Origin of the sequence: Candidatus Aegiribacteria sp. (assembly GCA_021108435.1) — a bacterium.
In the GTDB taxonomy this organism is placed as follows: Bacteria; Fermentibacterota; Fermentibacteria; order Fermentibacterales; family JCC-6; genus Aegiribacteria.
In genome coordinates, this window is record JAIOQY010000187.1 from 1 (window position 1) to 21,157 (window position 21,157).

Annotated in this window: 19 protein-coding genes; 11 read left to right on the forward strand and 8 right to left on the reverse strand. The window is 45.7% G+C overall.

The window, feature by feature from the left end; all coding sequences use genetic code 11:
- The 10 genes from K8R76_11080 to K8R76_11125 all read left to right on the forward strand — a co-directional run.
- Positions 1 to 692, forward strand: a 692-nt coding sequence (locus tag K8R76_11080) for a LysM peptidoglycan-binding domain-containing protein (GenBank protein MCD4848715.1), incomplete at its 5' end; no start/stop codon positions are given.
- A gap of 73 nt (positions 693 to 765) precedes the next feature.
- Positions 766 to 1,716: a PhoH family protein gene (locus tag K8R76_11085; protein MCD4848716.1), complete on the forward strand. Its 951-nt coding sequence runs from the start codon at positions 766 to 768 to the stop codon at positions 1,714 to 1,716.
- A gap of 215 nt (positions 1,717 to 1,931) precedes the next feature.
- Entirely contained in the window at positions 1,932 to 3,953 is a 2,022-nt protein-coding gene (locus K8R76_11090; GenBank protein MCD4848717.1) for an HDIG domain-containing protein, read from the forward strand.
- Positions 3,943 to 4,329 carry an rRNA maturation RNAse YbeY gene (locus K8R76_11095; GenBank protein MCD4848718.1) on the forward strand — a complete coding sequence of 129 codons (387 nt, stop codon included), beginning with the start codon at positions 3,943 to 3,945 and terminating at the stop codon, positions 4,327 to 4,329. Before K8R76_11090 ends, K8R76_11095 begins: the two co-directional genes overlap by 11 nt.
- The gene (locus K8R76_11100; GenBank protein ID MCD4848719.1) at positions 4,326 to 5,549 is read left to right on the forward strand and encodes a hemolysin family protein; all 1,224 of its coding nucleotides are present in this window, start codon (positions 4,326 to 4,328) and stop codon (positions 5,547 to 5,549) included. The genes K8R76_11095 and K8R76_11100 overlap by 4 nt, the downstream gene beginning before the upstream one ends.
- Before the next feature lie 92 nt (positions 5,550 to 5,641).
- Positions 5,642 to 7,720, forward strand: coding sequence for a prolyl oligopeptidase family serine peptidase (locus K8R76_11105; GenBank protein ID MCD4848720.1), 2,079 nt, complete (start codon positions 5,642 to 5,644; stop codon positions 7,718 to 7,720).
- Positions 7,721 to 7,773: 53 nt separating this feature from the next.
- Positions 7,774 to 8,523: a DNA repair protein RecO gene (recO, locus tag K8R76_11110; GenBank protein MCD4848721.1), complete on the forward strand. Its 750-nt coding sequence runs from the start codon at positions 7,774 to 7,776 to the stop codon at positions 8,521 to 8,523.
- Positions 8,513 to 9,835 (forward strand): glycine--tRNA ligase, encoded by a 1,323-nt coding sequence (locus tag K8R76_11115; GenBank protein MCD4848722.1) that lies wholly within the window; start codon positions 8,513 to 8,515, stop codon positions 9,833 to 9,835. The genes recO and K8R76_11115 overlap by 11 nt, the downstream gene beginning before the upstream one ends.
- Positions 9,836 to 9,840: 5 nt before the next feature.
- Positions 9,841 to 10,611, forward strand: coding sequence for a glycosyltransferase (locus K8R76_11120; GenBank protein ID MCD4848723.1), 771 nt, complete (start codon positions 9,841 to 9,843; stop codon positions 10,609 to 10,611).
- 79 nt (positions 10,612 to 10,690) lie between these two features.
- A complete protein-coding gene (locus K8R76_11125; GenBank protein MCD4848724.1) occupies positions 10,691 to 11,956 on the forward strand; it encodes an ATP-binding protein in 1,266 nt (421 codons plus the stop codon).
- Between the two features lie 158 nt (positions 11,957 to 12,114).
- Here K8R76_11125 and K8R76_11130 read toward each other — a convergent pair whose 3' ends face one another.
- Positions 12,115 to 12,297 carry a hypothetical protein gene (locus K8R76_11130; protein ID MCD4848725.1) on the reverse strand — a complete coding sequence of 61 codons (183 nt, stop codon included), beginning with the start codon at positions 12,295 to 12,297 and terminating at the stop codon, positions 12,115 to 12,117.
- Between the two features lie 214 nt (positions 12,298 to 12,511).
- Positions 12,512 to 13,378 carry a YncE family protein gene (locus tag K8R76_11135; GenBank protein ID MCD4848726.1) on the reverse strand — a complete coding sequence of 289 codons (867 nt, stop codon included), beginning with the start codon at positions 13,376 to 13,378 and terminating at the stop codon, positions 12,512 to 12,514.
- Between the two features lie 770 nt (positions 13,379 to 14,148).
- Here K8R76_11135 and K8R76_11140 point away from each other — a divergent pair.
- Positions 14,149 to 14,475, forward strand: coding sequence for a hypothetical protein (locus K8R76_11140; GenBank protein MCD4848727.1), 327 nt, complete (start codon positions 14,149 to 14,151; stop codon positions 14,473 to 14,475).
- Between the two features lie 192 nt (positions 14,476 to 14,667).
- Here the strand turns inward: K8R76_11140 and K8R76_11145 are convergent, their stop codons facing one another.
- The 6 genes from K8R76_11145 to K8R76_11170 are packed head-to-tail and all read right to left on the reverse strand — an operon-like array spanning position 14,668 to position 21,112.
- The gene (locus K8R76_11145; GenBank protein ID MCD4848728.1) at positions 14,668 to 15,486 is read right to left on the reverse strand and encodes a sugar nucleotide-binding protein; all 819 of its coding nucleotides are present in this window, start codon (positions 15,484 to 15,486) and stop codon (positions 14,668 to 14,670) included.
- Positions 15,487 to 15,897, reverse strand: a complete 411-nt coding sequence (locus K8R76_11150) for a PaaI family thioesterase (protein MCD4848729.1) — start codon at positions 15,895 to 15,897, stop codon at positions 15,487 to 15,489.
- Positions 15,898 to 15,922: 25 nt separating this feature from the next.
- Positions 15,923 to 17,011, reverse strand: a complete 1,089-nt coding sequence (gene hflC / locus K8R76_11155) for a protease modulator HflC (GenBank protein ID MCD4848730.1) — start codon at positions 17,009 to 17,011, stop codon at positions 15,923 to 15,925.
- Positions 17,011 to 17,970, reverse strand: a complete 960-nt coding sequence (gene hflK, locus K8R76_11160; GenBank protein MCD4848731.1) for an FtsH protease activity modulator HflK — start codon at positions 17,968 to 17,970, stop codon at positions 17,011 to 17,013. Before hflK ends, hflC begins: the two co-directional genes overlap by 1 nt.
- A gap of 43 nt (positions 17,971 to 18,013) precedes the next feature.
- Entirely contained in the window at positions 18,014 to 19,363 is a 1,350-nt protein-coding gene (locus K8R76_11165) for a sigma-54 dependent transcriptional regulator (protein MCD4848732.1), read from the reverse strand.
- A 42-nt stretch (positions 19,364 to 19,405) separates the two neighbouring features.
- Positions 19,406 to 21,112: a carbamoyltransferase gene (locus K8R76_11170; protein MCD4848733.1), complete on the reverse strand. Its 1,707-nt coding sequence runs from the start codon at positions 21,110 to 21,112 to the stop codon at positions 19,406 to 19,408.
- Between the last annotated feature and the right edge of the window lie 45 nt (positions 21,113 to 21,157).

Genomic DNA, 21,157 nt, shown 5'->3' on the forward strand with positions numbered 1-21,157 from the left:
AGGGAAAGGGGAAAACAATGAAGCGTACAATAGTATTAGCTCTGATGATTTGCCTTGGCCTTGCATCAACAGGTTTAGCTAAGACCTGGACAGCCGAGGAGCTTTCACAGTATTCACAGGCAGAAATCGAAGCAATGGGAAACGACAACATCCATCTCCAGATCGCTTATTGGGAATGGAGAAAAGCTGTTGCCGATGAACGCATTGCCGAGCTTGAACCTCAGGTTCTTCCTTTAAGGGAAGAGCATGCAGAGATTCACGCAACGCTTGCTGAACTCACCGCAGAGATCAACTCTCTCAGGGCAGAGATCAACCGTCTGCGTAGCGCAGGTGTTCTGCATCTCATTCTTGACGGGGAATCTCTCTGGAAAATTGCTTCCTATCACTACCACTATGGTGATGGTTCACAGTGGCCTGTAATTTATGAACGCAACCGTGACACTATAAGTGATCCAAACCTCATTTATGCGGGTCATACTCTTTGGGTACCAGTACCGCTGCTTAACTCTTACACCGTTATTGAGGGAGACTTCCTCGGTAAGATTGCAGGATACGATGTAGTCTACGGTGACAGAGGCATGTGGCCACAGCTGTACGAAGCCAACCGCGACATAATCAGCGATCCTAACCTGATCTATCCGGGACAGGTTCTTGATGTCAATCGCTCCTCAGGCTTCGGAGGATCACGCTAGAATCCTCGCCGTATACGGAAGGCTCTCCACTGCTTGTGGAGAGTCTTCCTTTTTTTCATTGGAAATTTAACTGATGTCTGATAAATCAATTGTTTTGCTGGTTCCTTTATCTGCTGATCAAGCAGGAAGTATTCTTGGCGCAGGCGATGTCAATCTGAGACATATATGTAATACTCTTGGCATTGAAGCTGTTTACAGAGATGGAAATCTCAGTTTGAAGGGAACCAGGCATTCCGTTGAGAAGGCAAGGGCCGTTATTTACAGGCTTCTGCATGAACTTGAAGTATCAAATTATCTCTGTGATCACAGTCTTGATGCCGCTCTGAGCTTTCCGGACAAACATGATCATACTCTTGAAATATCCGTTCCCGGACGCGCGGGTCATATAATCGCTAAAACTGCCGGTCAGGAGAAATATCTCAATGCTATGAGGAATTCTGAAATTGTGTTCTGCATCGGTCCCGCAGGTACAGGAAAGACATTTCTTGCGGTTGCCAGCGCTGTTGCAGCTCTTACGGATGGATTAGTTGATAGAATAATAATATCGAGGCCTGCCGTAGAAGCCGGTGAAAAACTAGGCTTTCTACCGGGAGATCTGCAGCAAAAAATTGACCCTTACCTGAAACCTGTATACGATGCCCTCTATGACACTCTCTCTCCTGCGAAAGTGCAGCGGTCATTAGACAACAGGATTATCGAGGTTGCTCCATTGGCATATATGAGAGGAAGAACTCTCAACAACGCTTTCGTAATACTGGATGAAGCTCAAAATACGACTATTACTCAACTTAAAATGTTTATAACCAGGCTGGGGTACAGCTCGAGAGCCGTAATTACAGGAGATATAACCCAGATCGACCTCAAACCGGCATCATCATCCGGACTCGTCCTGATCAGAAATATTCTCTCCGGAATAGAAGGCATTGAATTCACATTCCTGAACCGCGAGGATGTAGTAAGACATCCGCTTGTTCAGAAGATTATATCCGCTTTCGAGCGAGAGTCAGGAAATCATGCGGATTAACCCGCATATTTCACCAGCTTCCTGCTGCAGCGCCTCATACAGCTGCGTCTACTTCGTTATGCTCGCACATCCGTCCTCGAAGTACTGTTCAAGTACATCTGCGGAGTCTGCACTCGCAAGCCTCGTATCCACAACTGTTTGCGACGCTTCGCAACGAAAACATCCTGCCATTACATCAGCGGTTCCCGGACAGACGTTCGGAAAGCTGGTAAAATATGCGGGTTAGAAATATACTTTTCGGCAGTCTTCTAACAGCAGTATTCCTTTTTACTTTCTATCTGCTTCTTTTGCCTGAACATGCATTCATGGACCTTGATCTTAAAGTTGGTCAGACTCTTGAACATGATCTTGTAGCTACTGTTGACTTTGATCTGCCCTATCAAGAAGAGGATTTGCTGGAAATACAAGCGGCAACAAGATCCTCAGTTCCAGTTCATCTTGAATACGATTACAGCATATGGAGTACGCTGAGGGAGGAACTCAATTCTGTTTTACTGCGATCAACATGTGATACCTCATTTACAAATGGAATGCTCTACGAGCTATTTTCAATGTATGAGGTCGGAGTGTTTGATCTGCTGGAGGTGCGGGATAATTACAGCGGAGAACTGGCTGTTCTTCTAAGCAAATCAGGAACAACTGACTGTCAGCTCTTCGATTTATACGAAATGAAGGATATCAGGGATATTCTGGTTCTTAACCTCAGCCGCTGGTATCTCACCGATGAAGAATTGCATGAAATTACCGTTCTTCTTAAGCCCAATCTTCTGTCTGAAGATTCATCCAGAAACGCAAGCGCTGACGCTGCTGTTGCTGGTCTGAATAATATTGACACAACTATCACAGCCGGCAGCATCCTGCTTGAAGCAGAGAAACCCGTGACAATAAGAACTATTGAATATATCCGTCAACTTGAAAGCGTATCTGTCGAATATCATGGATTCACACATCTGGCTGGATTGATGCTGCTTATTTCGATTATTCTCGCTATTTCAATATTCTATGTTCATGACATCATGCCGGATACATGGAAGGCTGCTAACCGCTTCTTTCTTCTTGGAGTAATCTGGATAATATCTCTCGCGGCAACAGGTATTCTCTGGCTGGCGATGAAAGAAACCACAGGATATCCTTACGCAACGCTCATCACATTCGGGGCAGCCATGACGAGTATATTCTTCCACAGGCGTCATGCTGTCTTCTTCACATTAATGTTTTCGCTGGTTCTTGGAGTGGTGCATCCTCACCCTTTTTCAATTGTACTGATTTCCTCAATATCAGGTCTTCTTGCAGCGATGACAGCATGGGATGTCCGCAGAAGAAGCAGCATTCCAACAGCGATTGGTCTTTCAACAATTGGTGGAATCGGAATATATCTCCTTCTTTACATGTTGAACGCGTCACCTGAAACTAATTCCCTTGTTGAATCCATTCTTGGATTATTAATTGCTCCTATAATTGGAATTGGAGCAGCCAGCGCGCTTCTGTTCCTGTTTGAAAAAATATTTGGCGTATATACTGTACTGGCTATAGATGAAGCCAACAGAACCGATCATCCTCTTCTTAAGGAAATGAGGGATCTGGCTCCAGGTACATGGAGCCATTCTCAAATAGTCTCTGAACTTGCAAGTCGCGCTGCAGGAGCCATTGATGCCTGGGAATCTCTTGCATCTGCCGGAGGTTATTTCCATGACGTTGGTAAAATAAGTTCTCCAGAGTTTTTCATTGAGAATCAGAGAAACGTACCCAATCCTCACGACAGTATGAATCCGTGGGAAAGCGCTAAAATAATAATCGCTCATGTTAGAATTGGGGTTGCGCTGGCAGAAAAAGCCAAGCTGCCTCGGGCTGTAATCGATATTATCCAGCAGCATCACGGCTCAAGCCTGGCGAAGTATTTCTATAGCAGGGCAATTAAGGAAGCTATCGATCCAGGTTCTGTTTCGGAGAGTGAATTCCGCTATCCCGGGCCCCGTCCCGCGACTATTGAGGCTGCACTTGTCCTCCTTGCTGATCAGGTAGCGTCCGCAACCAAGAACCTTGCTGATCCACAGAATCTGGCGGATATCATCACCAGTATAATCGATGAGAAAGATCTTGAGGGACAGCTTGATGATTGCCACCTTACAAGAAGAAACCTGAAGACAATCGCGAGTGTGTTTACTTCTGTCCTCGAAAACAAATTCTATAAGAGAGTCAAGGACTACCCCTCAGGAGATCTGAATAATGGAAATTAGCTCCATTCTGACAGATCCTGCTTTTAAGCAGGACAGAATCGAAAGTCTGATCGAAACACTTCTGGACGGGAATGTGGAAATTGTCATCGCGGATCCGGGATATATGAAAGTTCTGAACAGGAAATACAGACACATTGACAGATCCACTGATGTGCTGTCCTTTGATCTGGCAACCTCCGACGAAGAGCGACCGGATGGTATCGTGTATGTGGACGGCAGGGTATTTCCACCCTATGAAGCTCTTCTGGAGCGGATATTTCATGGATATCTTCATCTTTCAGGTTACACTCATGAGGATTCGGAGAAGGCGGAAATCATGAATGAAAGAGTTGCCAGACTGGTTTCCAGGGCTATAGAGAGGCTGGACCTGAATTGACAGCATCGATAATTATCCTATCTGCGGGTTTTGCTGCTCTGTTCATTTCCTCCGGAATAAGGACCTGTCTTCCCGAACTTATCCTTAACAAAGGAAGAGACCCTTCGGAGCGAAGACAGGTAGCCGTTTCCCACCTTGGTACTATCTGGCTGATCAGATTCACAGGTATTATTGCAGCAGGAGCGGGAGCGGTTCTCATGTCAATTCAAACATCTTCCGTATTCCCTGTACCTGTATGGTTTTCAGCTTTTTCTCTCGCAATAGCTGTTTTCCTTCTGGGGGAGATACTGCCATCTCTTATCGCAAGAGCAAATCCGGACAGGTTTCTGATCATTTTCAGATTACCGTACTTTCTTATAGCATTTCTGTTTCGCCTTCCTGCTCTTCTTATCCTTGGAAAGCCGGGTCAGGAAAATCCCGATTATGAGGATTGGCTTATTACACCACCGGATGTAATCTGGCTTGAGAGACGAAGGGAGAAAGGTGAGCCGGGGGAATACGAAAAGGAACAGGAGTTGATGGACAGTATTATCGATTTCTCGGATAAAATTATCAGAGAGGTTATGATTCCCCGGATTGACATGCTCTGCGTTGAGATACAGGCCGATCTTGATACTATTATTGATGAAGTCAGAAAAGCAGGGCATTCCAGAATTCCGGTTTACCACGAAAAGATAGATGATATTACTGGAGTTCTTTATGTAAAAGATCTGCTTGCTCTTCTGTCAAAAGGAAAACAGAATTTCGACTTGAAGACCCTCCTTAGAAAACCCTATTTCGTACCGGAGTATAAGCGTATTGATGAACTTCTACGGGAATTTCAGGCGAACAGAATACATATGGCGATTGTTGTTGACGAGTATGGCGGCACTGCAGGCCTGGTAACAATAGAAGACATTATGGAAGAAGTTTTCGGAGAGATACTGGATGAATATGACGAGGAAACCCTTCTCGTTAAATCCCTTGGAAATGATTCATATCTGCTTGACGCCCGGCTTCCCATCGATGATCTGAATGAGCTGCTTGACACCTCGTTTGAGGATGATGCCAACGAAAGTCTCGGTGGTATGGTTTATCAGGTTATGGGCAAAATTCCCCGTCAGGGAGAAACGGTAATACATTCCTCTTTCAAGTTCACCGTTGAGAAGGTTAGGGCTCAGCGAATTCTGCTTGTCCGAATTGAGCCGGCAGGTTCTTCTTCCCCCCCTGACGGAGCGTGAGATAATTCGAATAACAACCTGTGCATTTGTTCTCCGTAGAGCACGATGGAGCGAATCCTCCCTCTGAAGCCTTTAACCAAATCAGGAGTAGAATGAAACCCGAACACCCGAAAACGGAAATCAGACCGTTCGAAGAACTGCTGCACGGTCAAAGGATGGTTGATAATTACCGTTGGCTTGAAACTGCCAGTGATGAGCGCAGTACCTGGATAGACGAGCAGAACAAACTCGCTGACAGCCTTATCCTCGATGATCCGAAGCGTGAGATGTTTGCAGAGCGATTCGATCAGCTGCTCAACTACGATCGGACAGGTTTTCCCCGGGCCACTCTTTCGCGGATATTCTACTCAAGGATAAAACATGATGAGAAACATTCATCCTTATACATGCGCGATTGGCCTGACGGTGATGAACAAATCCTGATAGACATTGACAGATTCAGCGAACAGGGCAATATCAGCATTGGTGCATACAGGCCTACACGTGACGGCAGCCTTCTCGCCTACGGTCTCTCGAAAGATGGAAGTGACTGGTTACACTGGTACATCATGGATATTGAGACTGGTGATATCCTCGACGAGATTCCTCGCCTCGTATATACATCTGTTTCATGGTTACCCGATAAAAGCGGCTTCTTTTATTCCCGTTCGATGCACTCAGATCCTGAGGAACTCAAGAAGACCGGCATGAAGGTTTTCTTCCACAAACTCGGTGCGGACTGGCGTAACGATGAGATGATCTTCGGTGACGAACTTACGGAATCTGATCTTCCGGATGTGTGGAAAATTTCCAAGGATGGCCGCCATCTCATAATTTTCGTTGACCATGGACTGACTCTGAATGAGCTCTTCTATGCTGATCTTTCAAAGCCTGAACTGAAGATTGAATCAATAACTGCGAATCATGACGGTCGGTTCTACCCTGATATTGAAGATGACGTGCTCTATGTCATGACAAATGACAGTGCGCCTAAATACAGGCTTTGCCGCATAAGCCTTGATGGAACATTGCCGAGTATCGACAGGTGGAAAACGATCATCACCGAGGGTGACGATGTTCTTTCTTCTTTCACTGTTATCGGTGACCGGCTATTTGTTAACCGCTCAGTAGATGTGATTCAGCACACCTCCATACATTCTCTTGACGGCAGGAAGATAGGAGAGCTTGAGTATCCTGGCGTCGGCACGGGTTCACTTCCATATGGAGAGGATGAGGTGGATGCGGTTTTTGTTTCATATTCCTCCTTTTTCGAACCCCCTGTGATGTATCGGTACGACATCAGAAGCAACAAGTTAAGCGTTTTCATCAAGAGCAGTCTGACAGTGAACACCGAAGATTATATCACTGAACAGATCTTCTATCGCAGCTTCGACGGGACAGCGGTGCCTATGTTCGTTATCCGCTCGAAGAATACCCCGCTTGATGGATCCAATCCGACTATTCTCACCGGATACGGAGGTTTCGAGCATTCATTGAAACCATTCTTTTCGTCCAGGATCCTGTTCTGGCTCGAGCAGGGTGGGATATACGCTATTGCTAACATTCGAGGCGGCGGTGAGTATGGCGAGAACTGGCACCTCGACGGCATGCTTGGGAAGAAGCAGAATGTGTTTGACGATTTCATCGCTGCCGGAGAGGCTTTGATCGGCGAAAGACCGGTGCGTCTTTCGAACGAGGATAATTTCGCGATTCGTCACTATTCTAGCCGAGAACACATTGGTATTATGGGTAGCAGTAATGGAGGTCTTCTTACAGGCGCTGCTCTCGTACAGCGTCCTGATCTTTGGGCAGCGGTTATTTCCAATGTTCCGCTTCTTGACATGATGCGCTTCCATTTAACCGAAGGCGGTAAATACTGGATTTCCGAGTATGGTGACCCGGATAATTCCGAGCATTTCAGATGGCTGATTGAATATTCACCTTATCACAATGTGAAGAACGGCTCGCAATTTCCAGCGACTCTCTTAATTACATCGCTCCATGATGACAGAGGTACTGACTCAATGCACGCTTTCAAGATGACCGCGAAGCTTCAAGTCTGCAATACTTCTGACAAACCAATCATTCTCAGAACACTTACAAATGTTGGCCATGGAGCCGGTCGCACAACGCAGATGAGCATAGCTGAACAGACCGAAATTTTCATCTTTATGCTTAAGCACCTGTTGTAATCACGGTTACACCCCGAAGGAATGAATAGGAAAAGAAATAGGAGCGTGAGACAATTCGAATAACAACCTATGCATTTGTTCTCCGTAGAGTACGGTGGAGCGAATCTTCTCTCATTCTAACTCTCTATTCTCTTGATTATGGCAGAATATCCGCAATCGCTAAAGGTGCTCTCAGATCAAAAAGCTCTTTTTTTGGAAGTATGGAACTGTTCTCGCTGGTGGAGTTTTCCCTTTCCCGCAAATCAGGTAGAGAGCTGGATACCGTTACTGATACAACTGTTATAAATCATTTTGAACCCATTCGCGAAGATCCTGAAGCTTTTGTACACTCCTGCCTGTTTGCTGAGTGGCTACTGGCTACAATCACGGGAAGTGAACCCTCTCATCCTATGTATCATCTTATTGGAAGTGCTCTGGAGAATTTCGCGGCAGGCACTCCCTTCTGGCCTGTATTATGTTCCGGGATCGAGAGAGCGTTGAGGCTTTCCGGTTTCGCAATGGAAATTGACCGCTGCACAAAATGTGGAAAAAGTCCGGTTAATTCCTGCATGTGGGATGCCGCTTCCGGTGGAATCGTATGTAATGATTGCGACGAGCAGGCAACGCCTGTTCCCGGAGGATTCATCGAGTTCATCAGAAAATCCAGGAGTGGTAATCTGGAGAAAATTCGAAAACTCAAACTCTGGACCGGCGGATATAGACAGTGTCTCGATCTTATGAAGATTTTTGCCGAGATACATATGGAAACAACACTTAGACTGAAATCATTATCAGTGCTGGAGGATATTGAGAATGACCATTGACGGAACTGAACCTATGAGAAAACTGATCTCTCTTTCCAAAAGACTCGGATACATATTCCAGTCAGGAGAAATTTACGGTGGGCTTCAATCCTCCTGGGATTATGGCCCTCTCGGTGTTGAACTTAAGAAAAATATTGAGACCAGCTGGTGGAATTTCACTGTTAAGACAAGGCCTGATGTCGTCGGTATGGATTCTGCAATTATCACCCATCCGGATGTATGGATGGCTTCGGGACATTTGAAAAACTTTCATGATCCAATGGTTGACTGCAGAGAATGCCAAAGCAGATTTCGACTGGATCACATTGAAGGAGACAGATGCCCCGAGTGCGGAGGTGAACTCACCGAGCCAAGAAACTTCGGATTGATGTTCAAGACAAAGATGGGTGCCCTCGAAGACGAATCTGCAACTGTCTATCTGCGTCCTGAAACGTGTCAATCCATTTTCGTTAATTTCAGGAACATTGTTACCGCAACAAGACAGAAGCTTCCATTTGGTATCGCACAGATCGGAAAAGCTTTCAGAAACGAGATCACTGCAAGAAATTTCGTTTTCCGCTCACGGGAGTTTGAACAGATGGAGATGGAGTATTTCTGCCTCCCCGAAGAAGCGGAGAAATGGTTTAAGTACTGGCTTGACCAGAGAATGAAGTGGTACCTAGAACTCGGAATAAATGAGGATCATCTCAGACTGCGAACACATGAAGACAGCGAACTTGCCCATTACGCGAATTCCTGCGTTGATATAGAGTATACATTCCCTTTCGCGCCTGACGGCTGGGGTGAACTGGAGGGTATCGCCAACAGGACTGATTTTGATCTGAAGTCCCACATGCGGGAAAGCGGACAGGATCTGTCATTCCAGGATCTGTTAACCAATCAGAAAATCGTTCCATATGTCGTCGAAACCAGTGGCGGTATCGGCAGAACGTTGCTAGCAGTAATGATTGACGCTTACCGAGAAGAGGAAGTAGAAGGAAGGACAAGAGTTGTTCTGGGACTGCACAGGGATCTCGCACCAATCAAGGCTGCAATTCTCCCTCTTTCAAAAAAGCTCAGCGAACAGGCATATGAAGTTTTTGAGCTTATCAGACCATATTTCCCTGTTCAATTCGATGTCACCGGGTCCATCGGGAAAAGGTACAGAAGAATGGATGAAGCAGGTACACCATTCTGTATAACCTTCGACTTCGATTCGCTTGAGGACAAGCAGGTTACTATCCGAGAACGGGACTCTCTGGATCAGATCAGGATTCCCATAGATACTCTCGCTTTCAAACTGTCTGATCTCATGGAACACGGTTGGTCTTAAGCTAATTGAAGTCTTTCTCCATAGTCATTCCCACCTGGAAGAATATCGAGTTTCTTGATCTCACCTACCGAGGCCTAATGCGAAACAGCGCTGTAGAACACGAGATTATCGTTTTCTTTAACGAATACAACAAATCCTGTGAGAACTGGGTCAGGAATAAAAACATCCTTTTTGACTGGTCGGAGCAGAATACAGGAGTTTGTGAAGCTGTCAACAGTGGAGCCAGGAAGGCAACTCTCGACCATATATGCTACATGAATGACGATATGTATCCTCTGCCCGGATGGGATACCGCACTTGCCGAATACATCGGCCATGCTGATAAGCTCTGGCTTTCAGGTACAGCTATCGAATCGGGTAACTCTACTCCCTGTTACATAGGCAACCAGGATTACGGAAGTAGTCCGGCCACTTTCGACGAGGAAAGGCTGCTGCGGGAATACAGAACCCTTATCAGACCTTACAATACCGTGAGTACATGGACGCCTGTTCTTCTTTCAAAGAACGACTGGGACGCAATTGGCGGTTTTGATGAAAAATACTTTCCGGGTTTCGGAAGTGATCCGGATCTTGCCATGAAAATGTACAGGTATGGATGCCGTCATTTCATAGGGGTTGGATCGAGCCTTGTTTACCATTTCGCGAAACAGACTACCGTTCGATTCGCGGACAGCAGTACGATGGATCCCGCTAAATACTTCCGCCAGAAATGGGGGATATCCTGGAAAAAATTCTTCAGAAAAGTCATCCACAGAGACAGGAAATTAACTCCCTGAGTATTCCCGATTACTTATTCATAGTCTCTGAAAGCAACACAGACAGATATAGTTGACACACAAACAATGTGCGGCTATTATGCAATTGCAATGTGAATCAGCCGAAGGGAGAGCTGTGTACTTAAACAGAACCCTTGAAAGTTTCTGGATGAGAATATCGGGGAAGTATCCTGTTTTGTTGCTGACAGGCCCGCGGCAGTCTGGTAAAACAACACTTCTAAAACATTTAAAAAGTGAAGACAGAACTTATGTAACTTTGGACAGCATTGCTGAAAGAGAGCTGGCAAGACGGGATCCGGCGCTTTTTCTGCAGAGGTTCGGATCTCCGGTGATTATCGATGAGATTCAGTATGCACCTGATCTGCTGAGTGAGATAAAGGTTATTGTGGACAGGAATACATTGGAAAAGGAAATATCCTTCTGGCTTACTGGCTCTCAGAAATTTCACCTGATGAAAGGGGTATCGGAATCTCTTGCAGGAAGAGCCGGGATTGTTAACATTCTAGGATTGTCACAGAGAGAATTAATGCAAAAATCTTCTGATGCCATTCCATTTCTTCCAGATGATTCCATTCTCGAAGAGAGGATGAAAGAACAGCCCCTAATGGGTTTAATGGATTTATACGAACGCATATGGAAAGGCTCGCTTCCGGGGCTTGTGCTGTATCCTGATAGAGAAGTGGAATTCTACCTGGATTCATATATGACAACATACATATTGCGTGATATTCGGGATCTTTCCAAAGTCGGCGATGAAATAGCTTTCATGAGGTTTGTAAAAGCTGCAGCCGCACGGACAGGACAGCTTCTGAATATGTCAGATCTTGCGAAAGACGCGGATATTTCTCAGGGTACCGCTAAAAACTGGATCTCTATTCTTGAGACAACAGGCATTGTATACATGCTGAGTCCTTATCACAGCAATATTACGAAAAGGATTATCAAAACTCCGAAGCTGTATTTCCTCGACACAGGCCTCTGTTCACACCTTACAGGATGGTCAACACCTGAAACCCTCGAAGCCGGAGCAATGACGGGGCATATTCTGGAAACCTGGGTAATATCTGAAATTATCAAGAGCTACATGCATGCGGGAAAAATACCACCGATATTCTTTTACAGGGACAGAGACGGAAAGGAAATTGATCTGCTTATAGAGAAAGATGATATTCTATATCCGGTTGAGATAAAGAAAACAGCTTCTCCAGGGGAAAAGGATATCAGAAACTTCAGAGTACTGAAAAACACTGGAAGGAAAATAGGAAACGGCGCAGTCATCTGTCTTACTGAAAACCATCTGCCATTATCCAGTAATATTACCGCTTACCCGGTAACAGTACTTTAGCGCATCTCTTCAAAAAAGCAACAGAATCCTGTCTGAGAAACACCCTGTATCCGTTTCCAACCAGCAAAATGCACCTTGTGCTGAGATAAATGCAGGGATTCATTTTCTGCTGCTGTGTTCCTTGACCTAGTCCTCAGGAAAACAGCGATAGCCTGGCCCTAGAAAACGTGGAGATTTTTATCCTGATCAATTCTTCGCTTAAGCTCTTCCTCTAATACAGGTTCTCTGGGTTCAGTTTCTGCGTATACTTTTCCTGAAGAAAGTATACCTGCCTTTACGATTTTGTAGAATTTCCCCTTCCATTTGAGAGGTGCCTTTCCCGTAGCAATGACTTTATGCATCTTCATCCCCATTTCCGGTTGTGTGTTACTCCAGTTCTCGTACCATCTAGTATACAGGTTCCTATAAAGTGTCAAATTTGTCTTACTGTTGGATCAGTTTTCCTATTGCTCTATTGTACTCAATCCGTCACCGCTCTTAGACAACATTGTACGCATACTCAGTATAGAAAGAATATTCCTTCAATGAGAAGACCGTTTGGCGGAGTTAGATATTTTAATGAATTACAGAAACATTATCATTCCACGAATTAGTTACATACACATAGTCTCCGGATGGAAGGGAACAGATGCCTAATGGATAGTATCCTACATCAACAGTTGCCAAAACATTATTATCTGAGGTTCGGATTATGGAAACATTATGACTACCGCAATTAGCCACATATACATAGTCTCCGGTTGGAAGAGAACAGATGCCAAATGGATCGTATCCTACACCAACAGTTGCAACAACAGTATTATCTGAGGTGCGGATTATGGAAACGATGTTACTACCAGCATTAGCCACATATACATGATTTCCGGATGGACTGGAGCAGATTCGCCAAGGACCATCTCCCACATCAACAGTTGCTGCAATAGTATTATCTGAGGTGCGGATTATAGAAACGTTATTACTACTGTAATTAGCAACATACACGTAGTCTCCAGATGGACTTGAGCAGATGCCATAAGGGTAATCTCCCACACCAACAACAGTAATTACACTATCTGGCAATGCAACCGGAATATCAACTGAAACCTCATTGCTCCAAACACCGTTGTCGTTAGTATCAGTTGTCTTAAGGGCATAAAAATACTGTGTCGCCCAGTCTAAATCACTGTCTATGTATTCAGTTGTGTTTACATCGTTGATGACTATAAGAACTTCTGCGGAGGAAGGATCGGTAGATATTCCAGGGGATTCAGACTTATAAAGAACATAGGTTTTGAAAGCCGCTTCACCGCAAATAGTCCATGAAGCTGTTACTTCACAACTTCCCTTTGCACCAGTTCCAATCTCCCGGGAATTCGCCATTGAAAGGGCTGTCTGAGAGGGAGTGCCTGGGCTATTATCCTCTCCGGCTTTTGAAAGGGTCACCTGTATATTCCGCTGAAAGTGTAGATGGACTTACATCAGCACCAGATGGCCCAGTACTGTCTCCACAAGATAATGTCAGAGCAAATGTGGCAAGCAGGGGTAATAGTATCCCTTTTCTCATTTCAACCTCCTGGAAATAGTCAATGTACTAGTACTGCTAACTGATGATAGAATACTAGATTTTATTCCGTTGGCAATCTGCCCAGATATGCGCTCTAAAACTTCCCATGAAGCTGTGCATTCTCTTCTAGATTAAGAATATCAAAAGGAATCTTGGCAATTCAATGAATATCTGATGAACGATTCCTCCATGAGAATATAGGTGCGATAATTCCCCTGCCGAGAATTAGTGTAAAGGGAGGGGAGGGATTTATGGGTGAAAGTCCTTCAGTTCAAGATGTAATAAGCGGAAGTGAAAAGAAACCGTAGGATGACCGAAGGTTCCGCCTGCTCTGCACGATAACAGATTTCTACTACTGAGGTTGAAGAAAGATCAAGACATTAGCGATTCACCGACGAGTAAAAAGCTTTGCTTTCTTTATGCAAAAGGACTGTTGCTTTGTAATCGAGGTGGAAAATGAGCAAGATTACATATATCCCGGAGTAGTTTTATTTGAAGAGACTTTGATCCTACAAGCCAAAATAGGTTCTAACAGGTCGAGGGGTATAATCCTGTGTAGGTGCTATACGAGAATGATCAAAATAAGTTGATCAGAATTTGGCTGGTAAAAAATGTGCGAGAGTAAAAACAGCAAAGTAAGGAGGACAAGATGTTTACTGATGTTGATTGGGTAATCATCGGGGTAGGAGCCAAGAACGGCTCTTCGAAAATCCCTTTTTTCAGAGCAAGAAGGATTATCACAGATTCTTTGCCGCCGTTCAGAGAAATGGATATTCCTAGAGAAAGCATGATTGCTAAAATCGACGATAAGGGACAGAAAGTTTTCACTATGTATCAAGATGATATGGGTGAAAATACTCTAGGTGAGAAAGTTAGCGTTACAAGAAGGAAGTATTTAAGGACAGATATGAATAATATTGCGATGGATAATCTGGAAAATCTTCCAGTAGTAGAAAGACTGCCCAGCAAATTGTAGCAATAACTGATTCTCTTCTGATGCTTGAATATTCAGATGGGTCTGGTGAGGACTGATTATGGAAAATTTCAAATATTCTGGAAAAAATTCTTCAGAAAAGTCATCCACAGAGACAGGAAATTAACTCCCTGAGTCGCAAATCTTATTGCATGAATGCGGTATTAAAAACAGAATTTTGGAATACAATACGTATTATTTTATATTTTTGTAAGTATAAGGTACTGTAAGTTGAAGAAGTGTGGTACGTCCCTGGAGGTGGAGTTTTGAGGGGGCGTTCGGGGGGGCGTAGGTCAGGATCAAGTCTGACGGATCTTTTCCCGCATTCCTGAGTAGTTCTTCGGCGTAAGCCGACCGCGACTGGGCATACTTTCCAGCGACGATCTGTATTCCGGAAAAAGATCTTTCCAGAAGGTCGGGAAGAATAACCGCAAGCCCGTGGATGGGAGTGTGATTTCTCCAGCAGTCCACATATACATTCCGCACTCTTCCTGCCAGAATGTCCTGAGAAAAAGTCGTTCTGGTCGAATTCACTTCCCCGCACAACACAGAGGTTCTGATTATGAGAGCTTCCGGATATCGGTTGAGTACGAACCTGTCTGCGATGAGTTTGGTCCAGCCATACAGAGATGATGGAACCGCAGGAGAGCTTTCGGTATATGGAGGTATCCCTCCGCTGTAGACCAGATCGGTTGAAAAATGAATCATGGGAATTGATTGAGCAGCACAGTGAATGGCCAGCCGGCGAGGCCATAATGTATTAAGTCTCCAGGATTTCACCGGATTACGATTACATTCGGATGGTTCGGATATGGCGGCAGTGTTAACTATGAGATCAAAATCCTGGTTGAGAAGCCGCTTCATGTCTTTCAAAGACAGAAGATCAAATGCTTCCGTCTTCATTCGTCCGCTTCCGGATACAGGCCTGATATTCCATTGCTCAGACAGGTCTTCCCTTATTGCCGATCCAAGTCTTCCCGAAGCTCCCGTAAGCAGAACACGGGGAGGATTCAACTATCCCTGTCTTTCGCCTGGAACCGAAATGAAGGTAGCCCTGGCGGAAGCTTTCTCAATACCCTCCTGGAAAAGGGAAGCCTGAAGTTTCATAATTCTTCCGCGCTGTTCTATCAGTTCCGCTTCTACGGTCACAGTTTCTCCCGTAATCACTTTTTTTCTGAACCTGACCGCTATCTCAACTGTAGCGCAGAATCCTCCAACGCTCATAGCGGCGTACGCCATCGACTCGTCGAGAACTGTTGAAAGAAGCCCGCCATGAACTATGCCTGTATAACCCTGATGTCTTTTTTCAGGCGTCCAGAGGATTATCGCCTTACCGTCTTTTCCTTCGGGATTCAGGCGGAGTCCATGAGGATTTTTCTCTCCGCAGACGAAGCAGTACCTGTCATCGTCAAAGATATCACTCATGGGCTACCGCCTGTTCTAAAAGCTGTTAAAGGAACCTGCCAGGGGCAGAGACAAGATATTCGAAAATACCATCGGTTCCCACGATTATCTGACCGTTGCTGTTCATGATAGTTTCCAGAGCCTCAAGCGATCTTACGAAACCGTAGAAATCGGGATAACTGTTGTAAGCATTCGCGTATATGGCCGCTGCGGTACTATCGGCGATTCCTCTGTATTCAAGAGCCTCCCTGCTGGCACCTGCATGTATTGAATCTACCCTGAGGTCAGTGTTAGCGATGATAACGTTGGACATTCTTCTGCCCTCCGCGCGGTATCTGGTTGAGATCCGGTTCCTCTCCGCCTGCATCCTTGTAAAGACGGCAATCTGGTTCTCAACAGGAAGGTCCGCCCGCTTAATCCGAACATCTACGATGTGTATGCCGTACTCTCTGGCCATCCGCCTGCAGGTATTCGTTACTCTTTCGAGTATCGCGATTCTGCCCTGCATCGGAGTCATTCTTATGAGCCTTATGGTCTCCTGAATTTCCCCTTCTTCATCGATGACGATATCCGCCAGAGTGTCTGTATAAGCCACGGTGTTGACGAGCCATACATAGTCATCAAGACCAATCGGATCGTTTGTGCTTCTTACGATCTGAATCAGATTGCTCTTGCCGAGTTCCTGCCTGATCATGGAATAGATTAAATCATCAAGGCGGGACATTGCTCCGTTTTCCGAGCGAACGCTCCTGAGAAACAGAAGGGGGTTTTCTATTCTCCATCTGGCGTAGCAGTCGACCTTTATATGTTTCTTGTCCTTTGTGACAACGTCAGCAGGAGGATCATCGTATTCAAGAATTCTATCGTCGAATATTTTCACCTGCTGAATGAAAGGTATTTTGAAGTAGAGTCCCGCTCCCTGGCTCAGGGCAACTCCCTGTGCGTTTTCTTCCATCCAGAGTCCAAGTTCAGCAATTTCCTCCGGAGTACGATCGCCTACAATTACCCTGACAGGATTTCCAAGCTGAAGAATCACGGCCTGTTCGGTTTCAGAGATGGTGAAGAATGCTCCGGTAATAACCAGCAGGATGAAAAGCGCCGCGAGTCCGTAAATTATATGCTTGACGCGTTTCATTACTCACCTCCCGTAAGATTGTAATGCGTGAGAGCACCGGCCGATTCGTCAACAACGGTTACATTAACATTTTCAAGAAGGGTTGTGAGAGTCTCGAGATGAAGTCTCACGGCTGTTACTCCCGGACTCTTTCGGTACTCCTCGGCTACCGCTGTGAATCTGAAGGCTTCTCCTAATGCCACGTTTACCCTTCCGGCGCTGTATCCCATTGCGGCATTCACCACTACGACAGAATCCGCAAGTGCCTCCGGTATTCTCTGGTTCCTGTAACTTTCTGATTCGTTGATGTATGCCTGCATATCTTCCCTTGCTGTAGCTACATCCTTGAACGCAGCGGATACTTCCTGGGGAGGCTGGACATCCATAAGCTGGACAGCGACAATATGTACGCCCATTTCATATTCATCTGCCAGATACTGAATGAGATCCATTATTCTGTTCTGAACCTCCAGCTTCCCGGTGGTCAGAACGGCGTCAATCGCATTATTTCCAACAACAAGTCTCGTGCTGGATTCAGCTATGTCCCTCAGTGTGCCATACTGATCACGAACATTGAAGAGGTAATCGGTGGCGCTGTTGATCCTGAACTGAACAATAACGGCAAGGTTGATGATGTTCTCGTCACCAGTGAGCATCTGTGCTTCAGCAAGCATTTCACGGTCATTCGTGAAGCTCTTGTATGAAGGCGGGTCTTCGGTAAGAGTTCTGAATCCAATTTCGATGCGCTGCACGATATTTACAGCCGGTTTGTACACCCTTTGAACAGGCCAGGGCCATTTGAAGTGAAAACCCGGTTCCGTTGTGGAAGTATATCTGCCAAAAGTAAGCACTACTCCCACTTCTTCCGGATCAACAATGTAGAACGGTCCCCCGAGAAGGAACCACAGCAAAACTCCCAGAGCCAGTATTCCCAGCTTGTACTTCCTCGGAAATAGTTCTCCGGATCTAACGACTTTCATTTCAACCTCCAAATTTCTCATTCAACATGAATGTGTAATAATTCTACATTTCCTTGAGTTTTCGCTGAAGTGTACGGCGCCCAATACCCAGCAGATCTGCGGCTCTTGTTCTGTTTCCACCTGTAAGCTCAAGTGTTTTCCTGATGGCCAGGTCTTCCAGTTCATCAAGGGAAACAGGCAGTTCCGCCTGAAGAACAGCGGTTTTCCCCGATGATGCCCCGGCTATTTCCGATGGAAGTTCCTTAACGCTTATTCTGCTGCCTGATATGATCAGAAGACTTTCCATGAGGTTTCGCAGCTGACGCACGTTTCCGGGCCAGCTGAATGATACAAGATGCTCAAGAGCATCGGGAGTAATCGAGGGAAGAGGGAGTCCGTGCTTATCGGCTGCTTCCCTGAGGAACGACATGGCAAGCATCGGGATATCACTTCTTCGTGAACGCAACGGTGGGATGTGGATTTCAACAACCTTCAGACGATAGTAAAGATCTTCTCTGAATGTTCTTTTTCTGACAGCTGATTTGAGATCGGTATTTGTTGCGGCGATCAGTCTCACATCAATGGGGTGAGACTTATTGCTTCCAAGTCTTGTGACTTCGTTATCCTCAAGAATACGAAGCAGTTTAACCTGAATATCAAGTGGTATCTCTCCTACTTCGTCAAGAAGAAGAGTCCCCCCGGAGGCGGCTTCGAATTTGCCTTCCCGCTGCAGATCAGCACCTGTATAAGCTCCTTTTTCATGTCCGAACAGTTCATCCTCAAGAAGAGTGCCGGGTATCGCTGCACAGTTAAGAGCAAGATATGACCCTGTCCTTCCGCTGAGAGCATGAATCTGACGGGCAAGTACGTCTTTCCCCGTTCCGCTCTCACCGGTGATGAGGACGGTTGCCTTCACAGGAGCAACGCGTCTGGCTTTCCTGACAACCTCACCCATAACACGGCTTCTATAAAGAAGCTGGGAGGTTTGCAGAGTATTCTTTGATTCCGATACTGAACTGCTTTCAACAAATCTGATTGAAAAGGAAAACGCTCTTTGTATTGCGGCCTGCAGGGCCTGAGTATCGTTTATATTCAACAGAATATCTACTGCGCCGGATTTCATCCAGGAGATTGCATCGAACGCGCCTATGGTCCTGCCATGAATAACAACCCCTGCTGCAAGGTTCGCTTTCTGCAGCGTCTCAAGAAATCCTGACATATGCATATCACCGATAGTCGCTGAAATCACGACTGCATTGACAGATCGGGATCTGATTCGACGAAGAGTTCCCCTTGCGTCGGACTGGATACTGACGCTGTATCCCATAATTGAGATCCGGGTTTTCAGATCCTCAGCCCTCTCCTGGTTCTCATCAGCGACAAGAACTGTTCCTCTACCGAGCGCAGTAACCAAAACAATCTCCTTCAATACGTTCTGCTGTCACCGGATATTCCATCAATTCCGTTCGCCGGGTTCCTTCTCAATAAGGAAGGGTGGCATTACCAGCGCATCAATGCCCGTTCCATAGAAACAGCGTATGGCGTCAACGGGTGTTGTTACTATGGGCTCTCCCTTTACATTAAATGATGTGTTCAGGATAACAGGGACCCCTGTCCTTCTGTAGAAACTTTCTATCACATCATAATAGAAAGGATTGATCTCTCTTGTTACAGTCTGGACCCTCGCTGTTCCATCAACGTGAGTTACGGAGGGAATATCGCTGATTTTATCGGGAAGCACAGGATAAGTCTTGTTCATATATCTGGCAATGGTACATCCTTCAAAATACTCATGGGCCTTCTGCTCCAGGCAGCTTGGACAGAAAGGTCTGAATGATTCTCGATGCTTCACAACCCTGTTTACAATATCCTTCATGTCTGCTCTCCGGGCGTCGGCGAGAATGGATCTGTTGCCAAGAGCCCTTGGACCGAATTCCATTCTCCCGTTGAACAGTCCCACAACCTTTCCCTGTTCGATCAGCTCCGCGGTTCTGTCCGCAGGATTATCAGGTCTGCTCCATCCGATCCTGGCCATTTCTAATGCTTCGCGAATCTCCTCTTCGGGAAATTCAGGACCAAGATACATGCTGGAAGGCGGAACAAGAGTGATTTCCGGATAGTTCTTCCGGTGAATGTAGACTGCCGCTCCTATGGAAGTCCCGGCATCATGTGCTGCGGGAAGGGGATACGTTTCATTAAAACCGGATTTCTTCTCAATCAGTCCATTCATTACACAGTTCAGACCGACGCCTCCTGAAATTACCAGCCTGTCCAATCCTGATACTTCCGAAAGGTACCCGACCAGCGAAAGACCTACCTCCTCCAGAGCTTTCTGCGCGGAACATGCGATATTCCTGTGAAGAGAAGTAATCAAGGTTCCCGGTATTCTCGGAGGACCGATGATTTTCTGCACTTCCGCTCCGAAGCTGGATGTATGAACTCCCATGTGAATATCCAGAAGTCTTGTGTTCAGGTATATTCTGCCTTTGCTGCTGCTGATTATTCTCCTGAAGATTTCCAGAAATTCCGGTTCTCCATAGCTGGAAAGCCCCATAATTTTATACTCGTCATTATCAGGTATGAAACCGAGATGTTTCGTAACTGCGCTGTAATAAATTCCAGGTGAATTGGGAAATCTTGAAGAAGAGTGTATCTCCATTCCGGCAGGCGTGAAACTCGCAAGTATGCTGGTGTCTCTTTCTCCGACTCCATCCATTGTCAGAACAGCAGCTGATTCGAATCCTGAACAGTAGCAGGCAGCGTCAGCATGAGCGATATGATGCTCAACGAAATTGACCCTCGCTTTTAGAGAACTCCCAAGATGATCAGAAAGGATTGTATTGATCGCACGCATTTTTCTTGCGCCGTTCAGCTGTGAAAGCAGAAAGTAGAATCCTCCGTTCTTCAGGAGGTAATTTCTGCTGTAGCAGATATTCTCCCGCATAACAAGACCGGGAAGCATATAGAAAGCTATATGATCAATTTCGGAAGGACTGATCGAAGCGCTTTCAAGCACATAATCCACTGCTTTTTCAGGATAATTCGCGTAATGCTTGATTCTTCGAAATCGTTCTTCCTCAGCGGCGGCAACAAGTTTTCCGTCAATCAGCAGTGCGGCCGCTGCATCATGTTTGTAACAATTAAGCCCGAGAATTACTGCCATTATGCTCCTGATCGATGTTGAATGCCTTGTGTTTCCTGCGCTGCC